19 protein-coding genes are annotated in these 22,065 nt (G+C 63.6%); 8 read left to right on the top strand and 11 right to left on the bottom strand.

The window, feature by feature from the left end; genetic code table 11:
• Window position 1: 1 nt before the first annotated feature.
• The 5 genes from JQK88_RS36890 to puuE form a co-directional block, all read right to left on the bottom strand.
• Window positions 2-133 (bottom strand): type II toxin-antitoxin system MqsR family toxin, encoded by a 132-nt coding sequence (locus JQK88_RS36890; RefSeq protein ID WP_281434850.1) that lies wholly within the window; start codon window positions 131-133, stop codon window positions 2-4.
• 208 nt (window positions 134-341) lie between these two features.
• Window positions 342-935, bottom strand: coding sequence for a nucleoside deaminase (locus JQK88_RS05295; RefSeq protein ID WP_203277679.1), 594 nt, complete (start codon window positions 933-935; stop codon window positions 342-344).
• Window positions 936-940: 5 nt separating this feature from the next.
• Window positions 941-1,441 (bottom strand): ureidoglycolate lyase, encoded by a 501-nt coding sequence (locus JQK88_RS05290; RefSeq protein WP_203277678.1) that lies wholly within the window; start codon window positions 1,439-1,441, stop codon window positions 941-943.
• On the bottom strand, window positions 1,438-2,295 hold the full coding sequence (locus JQK88_RS05285) for a bifunctional allantoicase/(S)-ureidoglycine aminohydrolase (protein ID WP_376740372.1): 858 nt from the start codon (window positions 2,293-2,295) through the stop codon (window positions 1,438-1,440). The genes JQK88_RS05290 and JQK88_RS05285 overlap by 4 nt, the downstream gene beginning before the upstream one ends.
• A gap of 26 nt (window positions 2,296-2,321) precedes the next feature.
• Window positions 2,322-3,740: an allantoinase PuuE gene (gene puuE, locus JQK88_RS05280; RefSeq protein ID WP_203277676.1), complete on the bottom strand. Its 1,419-nt coding sequence runs from the start codon at window positions 3,738-3,740 to the stop codon at window positions 2,322-2,324.
• A gap of 199 nt (window positions 3,741-3,939) precedes the next feature.
• Between puuE and uraH the strand changes: the two genes are divergently transcribed.
• From uraH to xdhC, 4 genes are all read left to right on the top strand, one after another.
• Window positions 3,940-4,314: a hydroxyisourate hydrolase gene (uraH, locus tag JQK88_RS05275; RefSeq protein WP_203277675.1), complete on the top strand. Its 375-nt coding sequence runs from the start codon at window positions 3,940-3,942 to the stop codon at window positions 4,312-4,314.
• Between the two features lie 3 nt (window positions 4,315-4,317).
• Entirely contained in the window at window positions 4,318-5,799 is a 1,482-nt protein-coding gene (gene xdhA, locus JQK88_RS05270) for a xanthine dehydrogenase small subunit (protein ID WP_203277674.1), read from the top strand.
• Entirely contained in the window at window positions 5,799-8,159 is a 2,361-nt protein-coding gene (xdhB, locus tag JQK88_RS05265) for a xanthine dehydrogenase molybdopterin binding subunit (RefSeq protein ID WP_203277673.1), read from the top strand. The genes xdhA and xdhB overlap by 1 nt, the downstream gene beginning before the upstream one ends.
• A gap of 160 nt (window positions 8,160-8,319) precedes the next feature.
• Window positions 8,320-9,330, top strand: coding sequence for a xanthine dehydrogenase accessory protein XdhC (xdhC, locus tag JQK88_RS05260; RefSeq protein WP_192255030.1), 1,011 nt, complete (start codon window positions 8,320-8,322; stop codon window positions 9,328-9,330).
• 13 nt (window positions 9,331-9,343) lie between these two features.
• Here xdhC and JQK88_RS05255 read toward each other — a convergent pair whose 3' ends face one another.
• The 3 genes from JQK88_RS05255 to JQK88_RS05245 form a co-directional block, all read right to left on the bottom strand.
• Window positions 9,344-10,594 carry an LLM class flavin-dependent oxidoreductase gene (locus JQK88_RS05255; RefSeq protein WP_192255032.1) on the bottom strand — a complete coding sequence of 417 codons (1,251 nt, stop codon included), beginning with the start codon at window positions 10,592-10,594 and terminating at the stop codon, window positions 9,344-9,346.
• Window positions 10,591-11,571, bottom strand: a complete 981-nt coding sequence (locus JQK88_RS05250; protein WP_246749736.1) for an LLM class flavin-dependent oxidoreductase — start codon at window positions 11,569-11,571, stop codon at window positions 10,591-10,593. The genes JQK88_RS05255 and JQK88_RS05250 overlap by 4 nt, the downstream gene beginning before the upstream one ends.
• A gap of 482 nt (window positions 11,572-12,053) precedes the next feature.
• Window positions 12,054-12,974, bottom strand: a complete 921-nt coding sequence (locus tag JQK88_RS05245; protein WP_192255034.1) for a LysR family transcriptional regulator — start codon at window positions 12,972-12,974, stop codon at window positions 12,054-12,056.
• 138 nt (window positions 12,975-13,112) lie between these two features.
• Between JQK88_RS05245 and JQK88_RS05240 the strand changes: the two genes are divergently transcribed.
• The 4 genes from JQK88_RS05240 (at window position 13,113) to JQK88_RS05225 (ending at window position 17,631) form a co-directional block, all read left to right on the top strand.
• Complete coding sequence (locus tag JQK88_RS05240) at window positions 13,113-14,330, top strand: urate hydroxylase PuuD (protein ID WP_192255036.1); 1,218 nt, start codon at window positions 13,113-13,115, stop codon at window positions 14,328-14,330.
• Window positions 14,331-14,332: 2 nt separating this feature from the next.
• Complete coding sequence (gene guaD / locus JQK88_RS05235) at window positions 14,333-15,649, top strand: guanine deaminase (RefSeq protein WP_203277672.1); 1,317 nt, start codon at window positions 14,333-14,335, stop codon at window positions 15,647-15,649.
• A 222-nt stretch (window positions 15,650-15,871) separates the two neighbouring features.
• Window positions 15,872-16,369: a heme-degrading domain-containing protein gene (locus JQK88_RS05230; protein ID WP_112567441.1), complete on the top strand. Its 498-nt coding sequence runs from the start codon at window positions 15,872-15,874 to the stop codon at window positions 16,367-16,369.
• Window positions 16,366-17,631 (top strand): glycerate kinase type-2 family protein, encoded by a 1,266-nt coding sequence (locus JQK88_RS05225; protein ID WP_203277671.1) that lies wholly within the window; start codon window positions 16,366-16,368, stop codon window positions 17,629-17,631. Before JQK88_RS05230 ends, JQK88_RS05225 begins: the two co-directional genes overlap by 4 nt.
• Window positions 17,632-17,858: 227 nt before the next feature.
• On the opposite strand, the gene JQK88_RS05220 is transcribed toward JQK88_RS05225, so the two are convergent.
• The 3 genes from JQK88_RS05220 to JQK88_RS05210 form a co-directional block, all read right to left on the bottom strand.
• Window positions 17,859-19,319 (bottom strand): UdgX family uracil-DNA binding protein, encoded by a 1,461-nt coding sequence (locus JQK88_RS05220; protein WP_203277953.1) that lies wholly within the window; start codon window positions 19,317-19,319, stop codon window positions 17,859-17,861.
• 2 nt (window positions 19,320-19,321) lie between these two features.
• Window positions 19,322-20,557, bottom strand: a complete 1,236-nt coding sequence (locus JQK88_RS05215; protein ID WP_203277670.1) for a putative DNA modification/repair radical SAM protein — start codon at window positions 20,555-20,557, stop codon at window positions 19,322-19,324.
• Between the two features lie 87 nt (window positions 20,558-20,644).
• Window positions 20,645-22,030 carry a glutamine synthetase family protein gene (locus JQK88_RS05210; protein WP_203277669.1) on the bottom strand — a complete coding sequence of 462 codons (1,386 nt, stop codon included), beginning with the start codon at window positions 22,028-22,030 and terminating at the stop codon, window positions 20,645-20,647.
• Window positions 22,031-22,065 lie beyond the last annotated feature (35 nt).

Genomic DNA, 22,065 nt, shown 5'->3' with positions numbered 1-22,065 from the left:
GTCATTTCTCCTTGAACGCCATGACCGTAAATTCAGTCACGACATCCGCCTGGAATTTCACATAGAGAACGACGTCGCGTGCCGGCACATGATAGACGTCCTGCCAGACCCGATGATCGGCGAAAGTCGTCATCGACTTCACAAACATCTTGCGTGTTCGGCACGATCGAAGCCGAGGCCGAGAGCGTCGCGCAACGCCGATGTTGTGATCGCCAGCGTGTCCACAGACCCGAACGTCGTCTTGATCGCATCAAGATCGTAGGTGGGCCTGCGTTTCTCCATATCTAAATATGCCACCATAAAGGTGGCAATTCAAGCCGCTCGGATCAAACAGCCTGAGGTCAGTTCAGCGGGATCTCGTTCCCGGCCTTGCTGTCCTGATATACGCCGGAGAGCGCGTCATAGCGCGCCGAAATCTTGCCGATCCGTGCCTCCAGCCTTTGACGTTCCGCCTCGGGCTGCGCGCGCACCAGCCTGCGTATGGAAAAGCTCTTCCAGTAGGCGTTCTCGGCATTGTAGCCGCCGGGGTCGAGGGTGAAGACTTCTTTCAGAATCTTCAGGTCGTGCGGAATGGCGAACGAGTCGCGCGAATCCTCGTGGCTGAACAGATAGTAAAAATTGTCGAAGCCGGTCCAGGTGATCGCCGACAGGCAGAGCGAGCACGGCTCGTGCGTGGCGATGAAGATGGCGTCTTTGGTGTCGACACGCTCGGCCTTGGGCATTTCATAAAAACGCTTCAGGCAGTGCACCTCGCCGTGCCAGAGCGGATTTTCCGTCTCGTTGTTGGTCTCGGCCAACACCAGCGAGCGGTCGCTCTTGCGCAGGATCGCGGCGCCGAACAGCTTGTTGCCATGGGCAACGCCGTCAGCCGTCTTCGGCACGATGTCGTGCTCGATGACATCGAGCAGGCGGTCGATCAGCGATATGTCGGTCATTTCACTCAGGTCTCGTCGGGGAGATGGATCTCGTAGGGGTGCGAGAAGTGGAATTCTTCGAGGTTGGAGCCGTCGCCGCCACGATCGACAATGACGAAGTCCTGGGCTTCGCCGAGCGGCGTCAGCACGCCGTGCCAGAGATTGCGCGGATAGTTGATGCCTTGGCCGGGCGCTGTGATGAAGGCGTGGGGTTCGCCGGGGCCGTCCTTGCCGTCATGGCAGACGACGACCAGGAACGGGCGTGGCGACTGCGGGATGAACGCCTGGCTGCCGAAGGGATGGCGCTCCACCATGGTCAGCTTCAGCGGCAGCTCGTAAGGCGTGCCGCGCACCATCGAAATCAGCACGCGGGCATTCGGGCCCGCCGCCTCAGCCGTGGCAAGATCGTGGTAGCGCTCTGCCTTGCCGCCATTGATCGGGTAGTGATTGTCGCCGCCCATGTCGATGACGTCGCCGAAGCCGGCAAAGCTCTCGCGAGTCAGCGGCCGCGCTGTGATGCGGGTCACCGCGCGCGACCGCCAATGCCCGCCCCGCCAAGCTTGGCGTGCCGGTTGACGTCCTTGTAGAGCAGATAGCGGAATTTGCCGGGGCCGCCGGCGTAGCAGGCCTGCGGGCAAAAGGCGCGCAGCCACATGAAGTCGCCGGCCTCGACCTCGACCCAGTCCTGGTTGAGGCGGTAGACGGCCTTGCCTTCCAGCACATAGAGCCCGTGCTCCATGACATGGGTCTCGGCGAACGGAATGACGGCGCCGGGCTCGAGCGTAACGATGGTGACATGCATATCGTGGCGCATGTCGACCGGATCGACGAAACGGGTCGTCGCCCAGCGGCCCTCGGTGCCGGGCATCGGCGTCGGCGCCACTTGCTGGTCGCTTGAGAACAAGGCCTCCGGCGTATCGATGCCGTGGACGGCCTCATAGGCCTTCCTGATCCAGTGGAAGCGCACGGCGTCGTGGCCTTCGTTGCGCACCGTCCAGCCGCTGGCCGGCGGCAGGAAGGCAAAGCCGCCGGCTTGGAGCACGTGCTTCTTGCCGGCGAGCGAAACCGTCAATTCGCCTTCGACCACGAACAGCACGCCCTCGGCGTCGACGTCCGGCTCCGGCCGATCGCTGCCGCCGCCGGGCAGCACCTCGACGATGTATTGCGAAAATGTCTCGGCAAAGCCCGACAGCGGCCTCGCGATGATCCAGGCCCTGGTCTTGTCCCAGAACGGCAGCGGGCTGGTGACAATGTCCTGCATCACCCCTCTGGGGATGACGGCATAGGCCTCGGTGAAGACAGCGCGGCCGGTCAGAAGCTCATTTTGGCCAGGATGGCCGCCATGCGGCGCATAGTAGGTTTTCTGGTCAGTCTTGATCATATCCATGGGGTCCTGACCCTCAGTCATTAGAGCGGGAGCATGTCTTTCAGGCGGAGCAGCGCGATGCGCTCGACCTGTTTGCAGGCGGTATCGAATTCGACGCCACGGCTGTTACCGATGCGCGCCTCAAATTCGGTGAGGATTTCGTCCTTGGTCTTGCCCCGCACCGCAATGATGAAGGGAAAGCCGAAGGTGGTGACGTAAGCGGCGTTGAGTTTTGAAAACAGTTCGCGCTCCTTGTCGGTCAGCGCGTCGAGGCCGGCGGAAGCCTGTTCCCTCGTCGATTCCGCTGTCAGGCGCCTCGCCTTGGCCAGTTTGCCGGCAAGATCCGGATGGGCGTTGAGCACGCCGAGCCGTTCGGTGTCGCTGGCGGCGCGGAAGATGCGGCAGAGCGCATTGTGCAGGCCGCCGGCGCTGTCATGCGCAGGTCCGAGCTCCAGTTCAAAGGCGCGCTCGGCGATCCATGGCGAATGTTCGAACACGCCGCCGAATGTGTGAACGAAGGTCTCGAACTCCATTTTCGACGGCTTGAGCGCCGCCGGCTGGTAGGGATGGTGTTCCTGCCAGTGCCTGGCGATATCGATGCGCCGCGCCAGCCAGACCTTGTCGTGCGACTTCACATAGTCGACGAAGCGCTTCAGCGCCGCCACGCGGCCGGGTCGGCCGACCAGCCGGCAATGCAGGCCGATATTCATCATGCGCGGCCGGCCGGCCTTGCCCTCGGCATAGAGCGTGTCGAAACTGTCTTTCAAATAGGCAAAGAACTGGTCGCCCGAATTGAAGCCCTGCGGCGTGGCGAAGCGCATGTCGTTGGCGTCGAGCGTATAGGGGATGACAAGCTGCGTGCCGCCGCTGTGCTCGAACCAGTAGGGCAGTTCGTCGTCATAGGTGTCCGACACATAATCGAAGCCGCCCTCTTCGGCGACCAGCCGCACCGTATTGACCGAGGTGCGGCCGGTGTACCAGCCGGTCGGCCGCTGCCCGGTCACCTCGTAGTGCAGCTTGATCGCCGCTTCGAGGTCGCGGCGCTCATCCTCGGCGCTATGGTCGCGGTAGTCGATCCATTTCAGCCCGTGCGAGGCCATTTCCCAGCCGGCCTCCTGCATCGCCGCCACCTGATCGGGCGAGCGCGCCAAGGCGGAAGCGACGCCGTAGCAGGTCACCGGCACTTGCGCCTCGCTGAACAGACGCAGCAGCCGCCAGAAGCCGGCGCGCGCGCCATATTCGTAGATCGATTCCATGTTCCAGTGGCGTTGGCCAACCCATGGCGCGGCGCCAACGATCTCCGACAGGAAGGCTTCCGAGGCCTTGTCGCCGTGCAGAACGCAGTTCTCGCCGCCTTCCTCGTAATTGACGACGAACTGCACGGCCACGTGCGCGCCGCCCGGCCATTTCGGATCCGGCGGATTGGCTCCATAGCCGCGCATGTCTCTAGAGTAACGCATTGCCCCTCCCTGCCGGACACCGCCGGAAGTTGTGATCAGGATAGTCGAAAGGGGTGCCTACGCATTCCCTCGAAATTTTTGAAAGTGTTTTTGTGCCGCTCCGCTCGACCGGGACTTATGCATCGCCTTTAATTGGCGCACAATTCATTGCTTTGCTCGATTGTACCGGGCCAGTTCGTTCTGGAAATGGGAGGCGCCAGTGGCAGAAACGTCGAAAGCCGATGGCGGACGTCTGACGACGCATGTGCTCGATACCGCGACCGGCAAGCCGGCGGCGGGCCTGTCGATTGCGCTTTATCACCTCGAGGGTGGGGCTCGGACACATCTGAAGACCGTTGTCACAAATGCCGACGGACGCTGCGATGCGCCGCTGCTGGCAGGCGCGGAGTTTCGCACCGGCGAGTACGAACTGATCTTCGCGGCCGGCGACTATCTGCGCGGCCAGGGAACAAAACTGCCTGAACCGGCCTTCCTCGACAGCGTGCCGATCCGCTTCGGCATGGCTGCAACAGTGCATTATCACGTGCCATTGCTTATCTCTCCCTATGGCTACTCGACCTACAGGGGGAGCTGACGCATGGCCAAGGTCACCATACGCAACGAGATCCGTTTCATCCTCAATGGCAGGGAAGTTGCGCTGCCATCGATGGCGCCAGAGACGACCTTGCTCGACTGGCTGCGGCTTGAACGCTCGCTGCGCGGCACCAAGGAAGGCTGCGCCGAGGGCGATTGCGGCGCCTGCACAGTACTGGTCGGCAAACTCTCGGCCGGCAAGCTGGTCTACGAAAGCGTCAATGCGTGCATCCGCTTCCTCGGTTCGCTCGACGGCACCCATGTCGTGACGGTTGAGCATTTGCGCGGTGCGCCCGGCCAGTTGCATCCGGTGCAGCAGGCGATGGTCGATTTCCACGGTTCGCAATGCGGCTTCTGCACGCCGGGCTTCGTCATGTCGCTCTACGGCCTGTGGATGAGGTCGCCGGACCCGTCGAATGCGGCGATCGAAAAGGCGCTGCAAGGCAATCTCTGCCGCTGCACCGGCTACGAGGCGATCATGCGCGCTGCCCGCGCCATTTCCAGCTACGGCAAGGCAGCAAAGGACCCGCTGGCGGCGGAGCGCAAGGCGATCACGGCAAGGCTCGAAGCGATGCGTGATGGCGCGCGTGTCGAGATCGGCGCCGGCAAGCAGCGGCTGATCGTGCCGGCCAACGTCGACGATTTTGCCGCCGTGCTGGACAAGGAGCCCGGCGCCACGGTTGTCGCCGGCTCGACCGATGTCGGGCTCTGGGTCACCAAGCATATGCGCGACATCTCGCCGGTAATCTTTATCGGCAATCTCGAGGGGCTGTGCGCGATCTCTGAGGACAATGACGTCATCACCATCGGCGCCGGCGTCACTTACACCGACGCTTTCGCGACATTGGCCAGGCGCATCCCGGCGCTCGGGCCGTTGTTCGACCGTATCGGTGGTGAGCAAGTGCGCAACATGGGCACGATCGGCGGCAACATCGCCAACGGTTCGCCGATCGGCGACACGCCGCCACCCTTGATCGCGCTCGGCGCGCAGCTGACGCTGCGCCGGGGCAAGAAACGGCGCACCATCGCGCTCGAGGATTTCTTCATCGCCTATGGCAAGCAGGACCGGCAGCCGGGCGAATTCGTCGAGGCCGTGCATGTTCCTGTGCCGGTCAAGGGCACAAAGTTTGCCGTCTACAAGATTACCAAGCGCCGCGACGAGGACATCACCGCAGCCCTCGGCGCCTTTTTCCTCGACCTGGCCAAGGACGGCACGGTGGCCGACATCTGCATCGCCTATGGCGGCATGGCGGCAACGCCCAAGCGGGCCTTTGGCGTCGAAAAGGCGCTGCTCGGCAAACCGTGGACGGAGGCAACGGTGGAAACGGCGATGGCTGAATATGCCGGCGATTTCACCCCGCTGACCGACATGCGGGCGTCAGCCGAGTACCGGGCGCTGGCGGCGAAGAACCTTTTGCTGCGTTTCTTTGCCGAGACCAGCGGCACTCGCGAGCCGACTCAAGTGTCACGCAACGAGGCGGCCTGATGAACAAGCACGCTTCTCCCAACCTCAAGGCACCGAAGATTGCCGGCGGCGTCGCCACCGACCAGCGCCATGATTCCGCGCACAAGCATGTCAGCGGGAGCGCGGTCTATATCGACGACATGCCGGAACCGGCAGGCATGCTGCATGGCTGCCTCGGCCTGTCCATGGCAACGCATGCGACCATCACCAAAATGGATCTGTCGGCGGTGCGCGCCGCGCCGGGGGTTGTCGATGTGCTGACGGCAAAAGACGTGCCCGGCGAAAACGACATCTCGCCGACCGGCCGTCATGACGAGCCGGTGCTGGCCGACGACAAGGTGCAATTTTACGGCCAGCCGATCTTTTGTGTCATTGCCGGGACGCGCGAGGAGGCGCGCCGCGCCACGCGGCTGGCCAAGGTCGAATACAGTCAATTGCCTTTCGTCACCGATGTCGGTGACCTCGACCCGCGCAAGGACAAACTGGTTACCCCGCCGCTGACCTTGAAGCGCGGCGATGCCGCTGCCGCGATCAAGGCGGCACCGCGCCGGCTGAACGGCAAGATGCGCATTGGCGGCCAGGAGCATTTCTACCTAGAAGGCCATATCGCCGTCGCCATTCCGGGCGAGGACCAGGACGTCACCATCTATTCCTCGACCCAGCATCCGAGCGAAGTGCAGCATATGGTCAGCCATACGCTGGGCGTGCCGAGCAACGCCATCACGGTGGAAATCCGCCGCATGGGCGGCGGCTTCGGCGGCAAGGAAACGCAAGGCAACCAGTTTGCCGCCCTCGCGGCGATTGCGGCCAAGAAACACCATCGCGCGGTAAAGATCCGGCCCGACCGCGACGACGACATGATCGCCACCGGCAAGCGTCATGACTTCCTCGTCGATTACGAGGTCGGCTTCGACGATGACGGCAACATTTTGGGCGTCGACTTCATGTTCGCGGCGCGCTGTGGTTTTTCGTCGGATCTCTCCGGCCCGGTCACCGACCGTGCGCTGTTCCACTGCGACAACACCTATTTCTGGCCGGCGGTGCATGCGCAGTCGGCGCCGCTCTACACCAACACGGTGTCGAACACGGCGTTTCGCGGCTTCGGCGGCCCGCAAGGCATGGTCGGCGCCGAACGCGTCATCGACGAGGTCGCCTTTGCCGTCGGCAAGGACCCGCTCGAAATCCGCAAGCAGAATTTCTATGGCACCAGTGGTGATAAAGAGGGGGGCCGCAACGTCACGCCCTATCACCAGACGGTCGAGGACAACATCATCCATCGCATCGTCGCCGAACTGGAGGCGAGCGCGGACTATGCAAGCCGCCGCAGGATCATCCAGGCCTTCAACGCCAACAGCCGCTTCATCAAGCGCGGGCTGGCGCTGACGCCGGTGAAATTCGGCATCTCGTTTACCGCGACGCATTACAACCAGGCCGGCGCGCTGGTGCATGTCTATACCGACGGTTCGGTGCATCTGAACCATGGCGGCACCGAGATGGGGCAAGGCCTCTATGTCAAGGTGGCGCAGGTGGTGGCGGAAGAGTTCCAGATCGACCTCGACCAGGTGAAAATAACCGCGACGACCACCGGCAAGGTGCCCAACACATCGGCCACTGCGGCGTCGTCCGGCACCGACCTCAACGGCATGGCGGCGCAGAACGGCGCCCGCCAGATCAAGGACAGGCTGACCGATTTCGCCGCTGAAAAATACCAGGTGCCGCGCGACCAGGTGCTGTTCCTGCCCAACCGCGTGCGCATCGGCAACCAGGAGATCGCTTTCGCCGACCTCGTCAAGCAGGCCTATATGGCCCGCATCCAGCTGTCGGCGACGGGCTTCTACAAGACGCCGAAAATCCATTGGAATCGCGACAAGGGCGAGGGCCGTCCATTCTATTATTTCGCCTACGGCGCCTCGTGCTCGGAAGTCTCGGTCGACACGCTGACCGGCGAATATGTCGTCGAGCGCACCGACATCTTGCATGAGACCGGCCGCTCGCTGAACCGTGCCATCGACCTTGGCCAGATCGAGGGCGGCTTCATCCAGGGCATGGGCTGGCTGACGACGGAGGAACTGTGGTGGGACGACAAGGGCCGGCTGCGCACGCACGCGCCGTCGACCTACAAGATCCCGCTGGCGTCCGACCGGCCGAAGATCTTTAACGTCACGCTGGCCGACTGGCCGGAAGCCAACGAGCCGACGGTGCACCGCTCCAAGGCGGTCGGCGAACCGCCCTTCCCGCTCGGCATGTCGGTGCTGCATGCGCTGTCGGATGCGGTAGCCAGCGTTGCCGACCACAAGATTTGTCCGCGTCTCGACGCCCCGGCGACACCGGAACGGGTGCTGATGGCGATCGAGCGGCTGAGAGCCGCCAAATCGGCCTGATCGAGCCAGAACGTGCAAATCCGGCCCGAAAACGCTATGTTTCACACCGCATGACCCCGAAATCGATATCGATTTCGGAAAGGATCATGCGGCAGACTAAATGAGCCGCAGCGTCCTTTGTGCGTCCAGGACGCACGGCGCTGCGGTGGGAATGCAGACGATGAACTCGAAAGTGCAAAGCTTGAAAGCCTTTCTCGGCAGCGCCGGCCGGCTTGCTCTGGTCGAAGTGGCCGGCACCAAAGGCTCGACGCCGCGCGAGAAGGGCGCCTTCATGCTCGTCTCGCAGGCGGCGATTTTCGGCACGATCGGCGGCGGCCAGCTCGAATATATGGCGATCGACAAGGCCAGGCAGATGCTTTTCTCCCCCCTTGAGGGGGAGATGGCCGCAAAGCGGCCAGAGGGGGTCCTCTCAGGAGGCACCGCAAGGGTGTCGCGCACTGCCGCAACGACCCCACCCGGCGGCTTCGCCGCCACCCTGCCCTCGAGGGGGAGGGAAACCCGCATCGAGGTCGATGAAGTCTGCGCCACGCTCGACGTGCCGCTCGGGCCGGAGATCGGCCAGTGCTGCGGCGGGCGCGTCGAAGTGTTGATCCGTCTGGTCGATGCGACGCTAGCGCAAGAACTGATCGCAGCGGCGGCGGCCGAGGAAGCCCACCTGCCACATGTCTATATCTTCGGCGGTGGCCATGTCGGCCAGGCACTGGCCTCGACCATCGCACTTCTTCCTGTGCACGGCGTCGTCATCGAGACGCGGGCCGAAGCGTTGGAAGGCATGCCTGAAAACGTCGAGACGCGACTGACGCCGATGCCCGAGGCCGAGATACGCAAAGCGCCTGCCGGCGCCGCCTTCGCCATCCTCACCCACGACCACGCGCTCGATTTCCTCATCGTTGCCGAGGCGCTCAAGCGCGACGATGCGGCCTATGTCGGCATGATCGGCTCCAAGACCAAGAAGGCGACGTTCAGGAACTGGTTCCTGAAATCGGCGGAGGGCACGGAGGCTGAGTTCGCCCGCCTCGTCTCGCCGATCGGCGGCGACGGGGTCAAGGACAAGCGCCCGCCGGTGATCGCAGCGCTGGCGGCGGCCGAGATCATGACGGCGCTGGTCGTTCACAACGCGACGTCAAATATCGACCATCCGGTCCAACGAGACAAAGAAATAGCCGGCTAACTTTTCGCCACAGCTACGTCGGCCGCTTCAACCCCAGATGCTCGCGTAGAGTGCTACCCTCGTACTCCCGGCGGAACAGGCCACGCCGCTGCAGTTCAGGCACCACCAGCGTGGCGAACGCATCGAGTTCGCCGGGAAAATATGACGGCATGACATTGAAGCCGTCGGCCCCGCCGCCTTCAAACCGCGCCTGCAACTCGTCGGCGATCTGCGCCGGGGTACCGACAATACGCCAATGGCCGCGCGCGCCGGCGAAATGACGGGCAAGCTGGCGGATGGAAAGGCCGTCGCGGCGCGATTGCTCGACAACCAGCGCCTGCCGGCTTTTCATGCCCTCAGTCTCCGGCAGTTCCGGCATCGGCCCGTCGATCGGGTAGCGATGCAGGTCCGAAATGCTGAGATAGCTGGACAGCAGTGCGACGCCGACATCGTCGGGAATCAGCGCCTGCAATTCCTCATGTTTCTCCCGCGCCTCAGCCTCGGTTTCCGCCACCACGGGCGACACGCCAGGCATGATCTTGATATCGTTCGGCTCGCGGCCATAGGCCGCCATTCGGCCCTTGAGATCGTCGTAGAAGGCTTTCGCTTCCTCGAGAGTCTGCGCGGCCGTGAACACCACATCGGCGGTGCGGGCAGCCAGGTCGCGGCCGACATCCGAGGCGCCGGCCTGTACCATCACCGGTGCGCCCTGCGGCGAGCGCGGCAGGTCGAGCGGGTCGCGTACCGAGAAACTCTGGCCGTCATGGCCGAGAAAGCTGCCGCCTTGCCAAAGTCCGGTCACCACCTCGGCAAACTCACGCGCCCGCTCATAGCGGTCGGCGTGGGGTTTGAGGCCCGTCGCGCCGAAATTGGCGGCTTCGATGGGGCTCGCTGATGTCACCAGATTCCAGCCGGCTCGGCCGCCGCTTAAGCGATCGAGCGACAAAAAGGTCCGCGCCAGGCCGTAGGGCTCGTTGTAGCTGGTCGAGGCCGTCGAGACGAGGCCGATGCGGCTGGTCTGGACGGCGAGCGCCGACAGCAGGCTGATCGGTTCGAAGCCGATCGAGCGCGAGGTCTGGCTGGCGATGCCGACATTGGCTTCGCGCAGGCCGGCGGCGTCCTCACAGAAGATCATGTCGAATTTTGCCGCTTCCGCCGTGCGCGCCAGCTGGATGGAGTGGTCGATGTCGATGCCGGCCGTGACATGTGCCTTGGGATGGCGCCAGGCGGCGATGTGATGGCCCGTCGCCCACAGGAAGGCGCCAAGCTTCATCTGGCGGGTCATTGATCACCTCCGGCAAGTCCGAGGTGTGCGCGCAATGTCGTGCCGCGATAATCCTGGGGAACGAGGCCACGACGCCGCAACTCCGGCAGCACGCGGTCGAAGAAGCCCTCGAGCGCGGAGGGCGGCATCGCGATGTTGAACCCGTCACAGCTCTTCGAGCGGAACGACGCGTCGAGAGTGTCGGCGGTAACATCTGCGCCAACGCTCAGCAGCAGTTTGACCGCGTCCGGATCGCGTCCGCAGACAGCGACGCGACGTTTGAGATCGTCATGGCGTGCTTTGGCTTCCCCTACGGGTCCGTCGAGCAGGATGACATCGGCGGTGCGAGCCGCCATGTCCCGGTCGGCCTCGGAGACATCCGACAGCACCAGCACTGGCGTATCCTGCGGCGAGCGCGCGACGTTCAGCGGTCCGCGCACCGAGAAGAACTCGCCCTTGTGGTCGAGCAGATGCATCTTGCCGGGATCGTGGAAGTGGCCGCCGACCTTGTCGAACAGCAGCGCATCCGCATCCCAGCCCCGCCACAGGCCCTGGACGATGCCGATATATTCTTCGGTGCGGCGACGAAAATCGGCGGCGGAAAACCCCTCGGGACGGCTGAGATTGCCCGCTTCGCGCGAATTTTGCACCACGGTTGCGTTCCAGCCGGCGCGGCCATGGCTGATGATGTCGAGCGAAGCAAAGCGGCGCGCCAGATTGTAGGGCTGGTGGGCGACGGTGGAAGCGGCAGCAACGAGGCCGATCCTGCTCGTCACGGTCGCCAGCGCCGCCAGCACCGTCGTCGCTTCGAAAGGAATCTGCTGGTTGCGCGTATCCGCATCGGCAGCAGGCGCGGAGTCAGCGAGCAACACCATGTCCAGCCCGGCGGCTTCGGCCTTCTGCGCGAAGCTGGCAAGGCTGCGGAAATCCGACGCGTCTTGCGGTGAAGGATAAAGCATCGGCGAAACAGCAAGATGCATCATGGTGCCGGCGGTCATGGATGGTCCTTGCGGGAAGGCATATGGAACTATGTTCGCCGCATCCCGGGATGGCAACCGCCGGCGGTGGGCCAACTGTCGGTCACTTGCCAGCCAGCATTCATTTTCCGCCCACGTGCCGGAGAGAGGCCGCATGCGTTGATGGGATCAAAACACCTCAGCGGTTAGCCGAAACGCCCATCCCTTCGTCATCCACGGGCGAAGCAAGGAGCGAAGCGACGCGGCGCAGACCCGCGGATCCATGCCGCGATTTCGGAGCGTTGCCATGGTCCAGAATTCTGCGCCGCCGCACATTGCGGCGAGAGTCACGGAATGGATCCCAGGGTCTCCGCGACGGAGCTTCGCTCCTGCTTCGCCCTGGGATGACGAAGTTGAGGGGCCTCGGCTAATCTCGAATGTCGGGCATCATGACTGGCTGGTTCTCGTTGGCCGTCGTAGGCAACCATCTCACTCGCCAACGGCCTATCCCTCGCCGGCCAGCCCTATTTGCCGGCCAGAAGGTCTTTGATCAGCCGCTGGCAGCGCTCGGCCATGAAGTCGAGCAGCAGCCGCACCTTGGGATCCTGCAGCTTCTTGTGCGGATAGACGGCAGCGAACTGCACCGGCGTCGGCGGCGTGCTGGCCAGGATCACCTGCAGCCGCCGGTCGCGAATGAAGGGTTCGACCTCGAAGCGCGGCTTGTTGATGATGCCGCGACCCGACAGCGCCCAGCCGGTCAGCACATCGCCATCGTCGGTGTCGTAGGGGCCGTGCACCTCGAATTTCTGCGGGCCGGACGGCGTCTGCAGCGTCCAGACATATTCGCGCGCCCCGGAATAGCGCAGCATCAGGCAATCGTGCTTCTTGCCGATCAGTTCCTGCGGCTCCACCGGTTCGCCGCGCGCTTCCAGATATTTCGGCGCTGCCACCAGCACGCGCTCGCATTCCATGATGCCGCGCATTCTCAAGCTGGAATCCTCGATGATGCCGAGCTTGAAGGCGACGTCGATGCCTTCCTTCATGATGTCGATATTATGGTCCGAGAGCCTTAGCCGGACCTCGATATCGGGGTATTTGTCGTGGAAATCCGGAATGCCCGAGGCCACCAGCCGGCGGCCGAGGCCGAGCGGCGCAGTGACCCGGATGGTGCCGCGCGGCTGGCCGGAGAGCGCCGAGACAGCGGCTTCCGCCTCGGTGATCGCTTCCAGTACCTGCTTGGCGCCGGAGTAAAACACCGTGCCGTGCTCTGTCGGCATCAACTGCCGTGTCGTGCGGTTGAACAGCCGCACGCCGAGATGCTTTTCCAGTTCCTTGATGCGATTCGACGCGACCGCGGGCGAAATGCGCATGTCGCGGCCCGCAGCCGATAGATTGCCGAGCTCGACGACGCGAACGAAGACGGCGATGTTGTCGAGATAGGCCATCAGATTTTCGTGGCTCTCAAACGGCTCGTGGGATCAACCTACTATTTTCCATTTTTTTTTGAAAGTCATCGTACACCTCGCCTCTTTTCGTTGGCGTACCACACCGTAAAGTCAGCCAATCGGCAGGGACGATTTCATATGATGGATTTCGCGATTTTCTGGGACTGGCTGAGTTTTGCCGTGCGCTGGCTGCACGTCGTCACCGGCATCGCGTGGATCGGCTCGTCCTTCTATTTCGTCGCGCTCGATCTTGGCCTGCGCCAGCGTCCCGGCATGCCGGTCGGCGCCTTCGGCGAGGAATGGCAGGTGCATGGCGGCGGCTTCTACCATATCCAGAAATATCTGGTGGCGCCTTCCGAAATGCCCGAGCATCTGACCTGGTTCAAATGGGAATCCTACGCCACCTGGCTGTCCGGCTTCGCCATGCTGTGCGTGGTCTACTATGCCGGCGCTGACCTGTTCCTGATCGATCCCAACGTCCTGCCAATGTCGGTGCCGGTGGGCATATTGCTGTCGATGGCAACCATCGGTGTTGGCTGGGTGGTCTATGATCTTCTGTGCCGCTCGCCGTTGGGAAAAAGCGACACCGGGCTGATGCTGGTGCTCTACGGCGTTCTGGTGCTCATCGCCTGGGGGCTGACGCATCTGTTCACCGGCCGCGCCGCCTTCCTGCACCTGGGCGCCATCACCGCCACGATCATGTCGGCCAACGTCTTTATGGTGATCATTCCAAACCAGAAGATCGTCGTCGCCGACCTCATCGCCGGCCGCAAGCCCGATCCGAAATACGGCAAGATCGCCAAGCAGCGCTCGCTGCACAACAACTACCTGACCCTGCCCGTGCTGTTCCTGATGCTGTCGAACCACTATCCGCTGGCGTTCGCGACTGAGTTCAACTGGGTCATCGCCTCGCTGGTGTTCATCATCGGCGTGCTGATCCGGCACTATTTCAACACCGTGCACAAGCGTGCCGGCAATCCGCACTGGACCTGGATGGCGGCCGCCGTGCTGTTCATGATCATCATCTGGCTGTCGACGGCGCCGAAGGTGCTAACCGGCGAGCCCAAGGCATCCGCCGCGGCGGAGGTCTATATCGCCTCGTCGCATTTCCCGGCGGTGCGCGACACCGTGCTTGGCCGCTGCTCGATGTGCCATGCCGCCGAGCCGGTCTATGAGGGCATCTACCACGCGCCCAAAGGCGTGATGCTCGACACCGACGCCGGCATTGCCGAGCATGCCCGCGATATCTATCTGCAAGCCGGGCGCAGCCACGCCATGCCGCCGGCCAACATCACCCAGATCAGCGACAAGGAGCGGGCGCTGCTGGTCGCCTGGTTCGAAGGCGCAGGAAAATAAGCATGACCTCCACACTTCTGCGCGGCCGCACGCTGAGCTTCTTGCGCTGGCCCGAAGCCATCGACGATCATGCTGCCTGGCGCTACGAGGAGGATGGCGGCCTGCTGATCCGCGACGGACGGATCGTCGCCGCAGGCGCCTACGCACAGATCGAGAAACAAGCGGGCGAAGGCGTAAAGAAAATCGACCACCGGCCGCATCTGCTGCTGCCGGGCTTCATAGACGCGCATGTGCATTTTCCGCAGATGCAGGTGATCGCTTCCTACGGCGCCGAGCTGCTCGACTGGCTGAACACCTATACCTTCCCGGAAGAGACCAAGTTCGCCAATGCCCAGCACGGCCGCCGCATTGCGCGGCTGTTCCTCGACGAGATGGTGCGCCATGGCACGACGACGGTCGCCGCCTACTGTTCGGTGCACAAGGCCTCGGCGGAGGCCTTCTTCGCGGAGTCGCATGCGCGCGGCATGCTCAACATTGCCGGCAAGGTGATGATGGACCGCAATGCGCCCGCAGGCGTGCTCGACACGCCGCAATCCGGCTATGACGATACCAAGGCGCTGATCGCGGAATGGCATGGCAAGGGGCGCCAGCTTTATGCGATCACGCCGCGTTTCGCCATCACCTCGTCGCCCGAGCAGCTGGAAATGGCCGGCACGCTCTGCCGCGAACATCCCGATTTGCACATGCAGACGCATCTGTCGGAAAACCACGCCGAGATCGCTTTTACGCAAAAGCTCTATCCGCAGGCGCGCGACTACACCGATGTCTACGAGCAATACGGGCTGCTGGGCAAAAAGAGCCTCTTCGGCCACTGCATCCATCTCTCGGAACGCGAGGCGGATGCGCTGTCGGACTCAGGCTCGGTGGCGGTGTTCTGCCCGACCTCGAACCTGTTCCTCGGCTCCGGCCTGTTCGACTATCAGCGCTTCCGCCACCGCGACAAACCGCTGCGCATCGCCGCCGCCACCGATGTCGGCGGCGGCACCAACTATTCGATGCTGCGCACCATGGACGAAGGCTACAAGGTGATCGCGCTGAACGGCGAGAAGCTGAACCCGTTCCAGTCCTTCTGGCAGATCACGCGTGGCAATGCCGAGGCACTGTCGGTGGCGGAAAGGGTCGGCACGCTGGATGCAGGCACCGATGCCGACATCACCGTGCTCGACGCCCGCGCCACGCCGGCGATGCGGCTGCGGATGGAGACGGTGGAGACGCTGGCCGAAGAACTGTTCCTGCTGCAGACGCTGGGTGACGATCGCGCGGTGCGCGAGGTCTATGTCGCGGGGCGGCCGGCGAAGAGCGACATGGCCGCGGGCTAAGTCCCCCTCACCCGGATTGCCGAGACCGAATTGCAAGGGCAATTCGGGGCAATCCGACCTCTCCCCGAGGGGAGAGGAGGGCGCCGGCTTCGACGCTCGTCTCTTCTCCCCAACGGGGAGAAGGTGGCCGCGAAGCGGCCGGATGAGGGGGCGGCCGCGACGAGACCTTGACCGGGCGGAGCTTGTCGTACACACGACGTGTGACGATTTCGGAGAAAGAAAATGGCCGCTGCGGACGACATCGCTCTGATCCAGAAACAGGAAGAGACGCTGGTCTTTCCGGCCTTCGACGAGGCAGTGGCCTTCAAGATCGGCGTTGCGATCCGCAAGCGGGCGCTGGCTGACCATTTGCCGATCATCGTCGACATCAGGCTGTGGGACCGGCCGCTGTTCTATGCCGCGATGCCGGGCTCGAATGCCTCCAACCCCGACTGGGCGCGGCGCAAGATCAATGTCGTCAAGCGCTACCTCAAAAGCACCTACCGCCTGGTGCTGGAGCAGCAGCGGCCGGACCGCACTTTCAAGATCGGCGAAGGGCTGGACATTGTCGACTATGTGCTGGCCGGAGGCGGTTTTCCGGTGACGGTCAAAGGCGCCGGCGTTATTGGCGCGATTACGGTCTCCGGCCTGCCGGAGCGCCAGGACCATGGCGTCGTCGTCGATGCGCTGTGCGATCATCTCGGCGTCGACAAGCGTGGACTGGCGCTGGCTGCGGAATGACCGTGCTCGAACCCAAATCCTTCCTCATCTCCATCTTCGACGCCGCCGTTGCTGCCGCCGATCCCGAACGCACGATCCGGGATCATCTGCCGACGAAACCTAGAGGCCGCACCATCGTGATTGGCGCCGGCAAAGGCTCCGCCCAGATGGCGGCGGCGTTCGAGAAGGTCTGGGACGGTCCGATCGAAGGGCTGGTCGCCACCCGCTACGGCTACGGCGCCAAATGCGAGCGCATCGAGATCATCGAGGCGGCGCATCCGGTGCCTGATGCCGCCGGTCTTGAGGCCTCGCGGCGCCTGCTGGAGAAGGTGCAGGGGCTGACCTCAGACGATCTGGTCGTGGCGCTGATTTCGGGCGGCGGCTCGGCGCTGCTGCCGTCGCCGGCCGCCGGCCTGACATTGGCCGACGAGATCGCCGTCAACGAGGCGCTACTCGCCTCCGGCGCGCCGATCGCGGCCATGAACACCATCCGCAAGCATGTTTCGACCATCAAAGGCGGCAGGCTGGCGGCGGCTGCGTATCCGGCCAAGGTCGTGTCGCTGGTCGTCTCGGACATTCCGGGCGACAATCCGGCGCTCGTTGCCTCCGGTCCGACCGTGCCGGACACCGGCAGCCGCGAGGACGCGCTGGCCTCGATAGCGGCCTATGGCATGAAGTTGCCGGACGCCGTGATGGAGCACATCAACTCGGCGGAGGCCGATGCACCAAGTCCTGGGGATGAGCGCTTTGCAGGCAATGAAGTGCATCTCATCGCCTCGGCCGGCGTGTCGCTGGAAGCGGCGGCAGCCGAAGCCAGGCGCCAAGGCATCGAAGCCGTCATCCTCTCCGACTCCATCGAGGGCGAGGCGCGCGAGGTCGGCGGCGTTCATGCGGCCATCGCGCGCGAAGTGGCGACGCGCAACCGGCCGTTTTCGAAGCCGGTGCTGATCCTGTCCGGCGGCGAAACCACAGTGACCTTGCGGGCCAAGGGCAAGGGAGGCCGCAATTCCGAATTCCTGCTGGCCTTCGCCATTGGCATCAGCGGTGCGGACAACATCCATGCGCTGGCTGCCGACACCGACGGCATTGACGGCTCGGAAGACAATGCGGGCGCCTTCGCCGATGGTTCGACGGTGGCGCGCATGCGTTCAGCCGCCGTCGACGCCAAGGCGATGCTGGCCGGCAACAATGCCTGGACGGCATTTAGTGCGGTTGACGATCTGTTCGTGCCAGGGCCGACCGGTACCAATGTCAACGATCTCCGGGCCATTCTGATCCGGTAGAGCACGTCGCGTTACCTGTCTGCACAAGAGTCGGCGCTGCCCCTCATCCGCCTGCCGGCACCTTCTCCCCGTATAGTGACGGGGAGAAGGAAACTGGCCACGCCTTCGCGCTCTTCTTACGACGTTGACGATTTGCGAAAGCCGCGGTGACAGCGTCTTTCTCCCCGTCACTATACGGGGAGAAATGCCCGGCAGGGCAATGAGGGGCGGCGCCGACCGTCGCCTGATTAAGCCGCCATCAGTCGCTTTACCTGCTTCATATCCGCCAGGAACCGCTCCCTTTCGGCCTCCTTGTCCGCTGGCTCGTGGATGCGCAAAATGAAAGACGGATGGATGGTGATGAACACCCGCAACCCATCCTCCCGCTCGATCACCCGGCCGCGCATCTTCGTCACGGGAACAGCCTTGCCCAGCAGCGACAGCGCCGCCGTGGCGCCAAGCGCCACGGCAAGGTCCGGCTTGATCAGGTCCAACTCCCTGCCAATCCACCAGCGGCAGGCCTGAACCTCGCCGGCATTCGGTTTGGAATGGATGCGGCGCTTGCCGCGCGGCTCGAATTTGAAATGTTTCACGGCATTGGTGACGTAGACCTTTTGCCGGTCGACGCCGGCGTCATCGAGGATTGCATCGAAGACTTTGCCTGCCGGGCCGACAAACGGTTTACCGGCGAGATCCTCCTGGTCGCCTGGCTGTTCGCCGACGAAGACCACCTTGGCGTTGTCAGGTCCTTCGCCGAACACGGTCTGCGTCGCGTCGCGCCACAGTGGGCAACGACGGCAGCCCTTCGCGGCCTCACGCAGTTCGGAAATGGTGCTGGCGTCGTCATCGGGCACTTCGGCCGGCTCGCGCTTCGGCCAATGCCTGGCCTGCACCCTGGCGTGGTGCGGCGCTGGCGTCGTCGGCATTCTGGCAATCATGTCCTTTGCGGCCTCATCCGCTCCTGCGATCAGATCTGGAATGAGCGAGGCCTCCGGAAGGTTCCGCCAATATTTCTTCGGCATCTCCTTTTGCATGGCCTTCACCTTCAGCCGCGCCGGGTTGAAGATGTTCTCGAAATAGGTCAGCCACAGCGCCTCGGTGTCGTCTTCAGCCGGTGCATCGCCCTTGGCCGCACCTGGGCCGATCGCCAGCCTTTCGCCGTCCCAGTCGGCCGAGGCATAGGGCGTCAGGATGGTCCAGCGCATGCCGGTGAAGCGCCGGACGAAGAAATCCGCATTGCGCTCGACGATGAAATGCTCCGGCTCGAACCAGGCGACATAACGCTCCTCACTACCCTCGCCGATCTTCCGGAAGCGCACGAAGGCATGCATCTTGTGGCTGTCGCGCCGCACCGCCTTTTCCATTGCTTCGAGCCGCCTGGTGTCAGGATCGGATGCGATCGCCAGCAGCTTCGGCTCGATGCGCTGACGCCAAAGCATCCGGTAGAGAAAGGCAAACCGGTCGGGGTCAGAGTGGCAGGAGGCGGTTTCGGCATGCGTAATAAAATCGCGCGGCACGGTCAGCTGCGCGCCTGCAGGCGCGGCAGGCAAATCGGCTGTGTCGGAGCCCGGCGCGACATGCCAGTTGATGTCCTCGGGCCTGACCTCGTTCAACGCCAACCGCCGTGCGGCGCCGCGCCAGCCGACGAAATCGGTCTCGCTGTCGAGCCGCACATCATATCTGGCAAAGGCAAACTGAGCCGGCTGCATGGTCAAAACAGCGATAGTTGTTCGCAAGATTGCACGATCTCGTCGCGCAGGCCGGATTTGTCCGTAAGTCCGCCAGGCGACCAGCCCTCGGCGATGATGAAGGGCCGCAGCTTGGCGATCGAGTGGCAGATGCGTCCGACATCTTCCAGCCGCAACCGCCGGTGGCGGCGTGTCTCCAGAATCTTGGCGATCACCTTGGTGCCGAGGCCGGGCACGCGGAGCAGTGCCTCGCGGTCGGCGCGGTTGATGTCGACCGGAAACCATCCCCGGTTGCGCAGCGCCCAGGCGAGCTTCGGGTCGATGGCGAGGTCGAGCATGCCGTCGCCGCTGCCGGCGAGGATTTCCGGCTGCGAGAAGCCATAGAAGCGCATCAGCCAGTCGGCCTGATAGAGCCGGTGTTCGCGCATCAGTGGCGGCTTTTTCAGCGGCAGCGATGATGACGAATCCGGAATCGGGCTGAAGGCCGAATAATAGACCCGCCGCAAATGATAGCTGCCATAGAGCCGCGCGCTGGTGTGCAATATGCCATCGTCGGATGTCTTGTCGGCGCCGACGATCATCTGCGTCGACTGTCCGCCCGGCGCAAAGCGTTCGCGCTTCTTGGTTCGCAGCGTCGGCTCGGCCTTTTCCTCCATCTTGCGACGCAGCCTGGCCATGGAAAGGCGGATCGTCTCCGGCTTCTTTTCCGGCGCCAGTTTTTTCACGCCCTCATCGGTCGGCAGTTCGACATTGATCGACAGCCGGTCGGCATAGAGCCCCGCCTGCTCGACCAGTTCGGCCGAGCTTTCCGGAATGGTCTTCAGATGGATATAGCCGGAGAATTTTTCCTCCAGCCGCAGCCGCCGCGCCACCTCGACCATCTCGGCCATGGTCTCGTCGGGCGAGCGGATGACGCCGGAGGACAGGAACAGGCCCTCTATGTAGTTGCGCCGATAAAAGTCCATGGTCAGCTTCACCACCTCGTCAATGCCGAAGCGGGCGCGCCGCACATTCGAGGACGAGCGGTTGATGCAGTAGCTGCAATCGTAGATGCAGAAATTGGTCAGCAGGATTTTCAGCAGCGAAATGCAGCGGCCGTCCGGTGCGTAGGAGTGGCAGATTCCCATGCCTTCGGTGGAGCCGATGCCGCCGGATTTCAGCGAATCCTTCTTCGCCGAGCCTGACGAGGCGCAAGAGGCATCGTATTTGGCGGCGTCGGAGAGGATGGCCAGCTTTTCACGGACGGTGAGTGCGCTCATCTGTTCATGATATGTTCTGAACGACCGAGGCGCCACCTCATTTGATGCAGGCGGCGAAAAAGTGATCGCCGCCGGACCATCAAGCCATCAAACCTCGTGGAGGTAGAGGTGGTAGTCCAGCTCGCTGACGGTGCGGGCGACGCGCAGATATTCGGATTGTTTGATCGCCACGAAAGTGCGGTGCAGATCCTCGCCCAGCGCCTCTTTCAGAAAGCTCGACGCCCGCGCGGCCTCGATCGCGGCGCGCCAGTCGACCGGCATGGTCGTGCGCGTGACGGCGGCTTCATAGCCGTTGCCGGTCGTCTCCGGGCCGGGGTCGAGGCCTTCGTCCAGTCCCTTGACGATGCCGGCCAGCACGGTTGCGGCGATCAGGTAGGGATTGGCGTCGACGCCCGACGGCCGGTGTTCGATGCGCCGGTTCTTCGCATCGCCCGCCGGCACGCGCAGCGCCACCGAACGGTTGTTGACGCCCCAGGTCGGCGCCACCGGCGCATAGGATTGCGAGACGAAGCGGCGCCACGAATTGGCGTGCGGCGCAAACACCAGCATCGATTCCGCCATGGTCTGGATCAGGCCGCCGAGCCCCTGCAGCAGCGGCAGCGACCAGCTCTCGCCACCGGCCTCGGCAAACACGTTTCGGCCTGCCTTGTCCTGCAGCGAGACATGGAAATGCATGCCGGAGCCGGCGTATTTTTCGATCGGCTTGGCCATGAAGCAGGCGGTGACGCCGTGGCGGCGCGCCTGCGCCCGCACCAGCCGCTTCAGCATGACGAGGTCGTCGGCCGCCCGCATCACATCCTTGCGGTAGTTCAGCGTCAATTCGTACTGACCGGGCGCATATTCGGAAATCACCGTCTCGGCCGGAATGCCTTGCGCCTTGGCCGCTGCATAGATGTCGGAAAACAGCGGCTCCATGCCGTGCAGGTGGTCGACGGAATAAACCTCGGTCTTGGCCGAGCGGCGGCCGTCGAGCACTGCGTCCGCCGGCTTCACCTTGCCGTCGGCATCGCGCTCATTGGCAAGCAGGAAGAATTCGAGTTCGAAGGCGCCGGCGGGATAGAGGCCCTTGGCGGCCAATATGTCGACCTGCCTGGCCAGCGCCAGCCGCGGGTCCGACGACATAGGCTGCCCGTCGAGATGGTACATCGCCATCAGCAGCTGCCCGCGCGGTGGGCTTGTGCCGTAGAGCGGCACCAGCGTGCCGGGGATCGGCCAGGCCCTGAGATCGCCGTCGCCGGTCGTCCAGATCAGCCCGGTCTCGTGCACATCCTCGCCGGTGATGTCGAGGCCGAGGATCGAGATCGGCATGTGGCGGCCGCCCTCGAAAATGCTTTTCAGCTCATGCCGGCGCACGATCTTGCCGCGGCCGACGCCGTTGGCGTCGGTCAAGACGATGTCAAAGGCCTCGATTTCAGGATGGGCGTCGAGAAAGGCTTGCGCCTCGGCGGGCGTCGAGCCCGAAGGTGAAGTCATGATTGCTGTACTCAAGGTTTGCTTGGCAGGCCGTT

The sequence above is a fragment of the Mesorhizobium caraganae genome, assembly GCF_016836705.1.
GTDB lineage: Bacteria > Pseudomonadota > Alphaproteobacteria > Rhizobiales > Rhizobiaceae > Mesorhizobium > Mesorhizobium caraganae.
This window is presented reverse-complemented; position numbering and strand designations above follow the sequence as displayed.

Bases quoted from the DNA above. Each gene is read 5' to 3' on its own strand.
- JQK88_RS36890 (WP_281434850.1), bottom strand. From the start codon at position 133: ATGACGACTTTCGCCGATCATCGGGTCTGGCAGGACGTCTATCATGTG.
- JQK88_RS05295 (WP_203277679.1), bottom strand. From the start codon at position 935: ATGACCGACATATCGCTGATCGACCGCCTGCTCGATGTCATCGAGCAC.
- JQK88_RS05285 (WP_376740372.1), bottom strand. From the start codon at position 2,295: ATGATCAAGACTGACCAGAAAACCTACTATGCGCCGCATGGCGGCCAT.
- puuE (WP_203277676.1), bottom strand. From the start codon at position 3,740: ATGCGTTACTCTAGAGACATGCGCGGCTATGGAGCCAATCCGCCGGAT.
- xdhA (WP_203277674.1), top strand. From the start codon at position 4,318: ATGGCCAAGGTCACCATACGCAACGAGATCCGTTTCATCCTCAATGGC.
- xdhB (WP_203277673.1), top strand. From the start codon at position 5,799: ATGAACAAGCACGCTTCTCCCAACCTCAAGGCACCGAAGATTGCCGGC.
- xdhC (WP_192255030.1), top strand. From the start codon at position 8,320: ATGAACTCGAAAGTGCAAAGCTTGAAAGCCTTTCTCGGCAGCGCCGGC.
- JQK88_RS05255 (WP_192255032.1), bottom strand. From the start codon at position 10,594: ATGACCCGCCAGATGAAGCTTGGCGCCTTCCTGTGGGCGACGGGCCAT.
- JQK88_RS05250 (WP_246749736.1), bottom strand. From the start codon at position 11,571: ATGACCGCCGGCACCATGATGCATCTTGCTGTTTCGCCGATGCTTTAT.
- JQK88_RS05245 (WP_192255034.1), bottom strand. From the start codon at position 12,974: ATGGCCTATCTCGACAACATCGCCGTCTTCGTTCGCGTCGTCGAGCTC.
- JQK88_RS05240 (WP_192255036.1), top strand. From the start codon at position 13,113: ATGATGGATTTCGCGATTTTCTGGGACTGGCTGAGTTTTGCCGTGCGC.
- guaD (WP_203277672.1), top strand. From the start codon at position 14,333: ATGACCTCCACACTTCTGCGCGGCCGCACGCTGAGCTTCTTGCGCTGG.
- JQK88_RS05230 (WP_112567441.1), top strand. From the start codon at position 15,872: ATGGCCGCTGCGGACGACATCGCTCTGATCCAGAAACAGGAAGAGACG.
- JQK88_RS05225 (WP_203277671.1), top strand. From the start codon at position 16,366: ATGACCGTGCTCGAACCCAAATCCTTCCTCATCTCCATCTTCGACGCC.
- JQK88_RS05220 (WP_203277953.1), bottom strand. From the start codon at position 19,319: ATGCAGCCGGCTCAGTTTGCCTTTGCCAGATATGATGTGCGGCTCGAC.
- JQK88_RS05215 (WP_203277670.1), bottom strand. From the start codon at position 20,557: ATGAGCGCACTCACCGTCCGTGAAAAGCTGGCCATCCTCTCCGACGCC.
- JQK88_RS05210 (WP_203277669.1), bottom strand. From the start codon at position 22,030: ATGACTTCACCTTCGGGCTCGACGCCCGCCGAGGCGCAAGCCTTTCTC.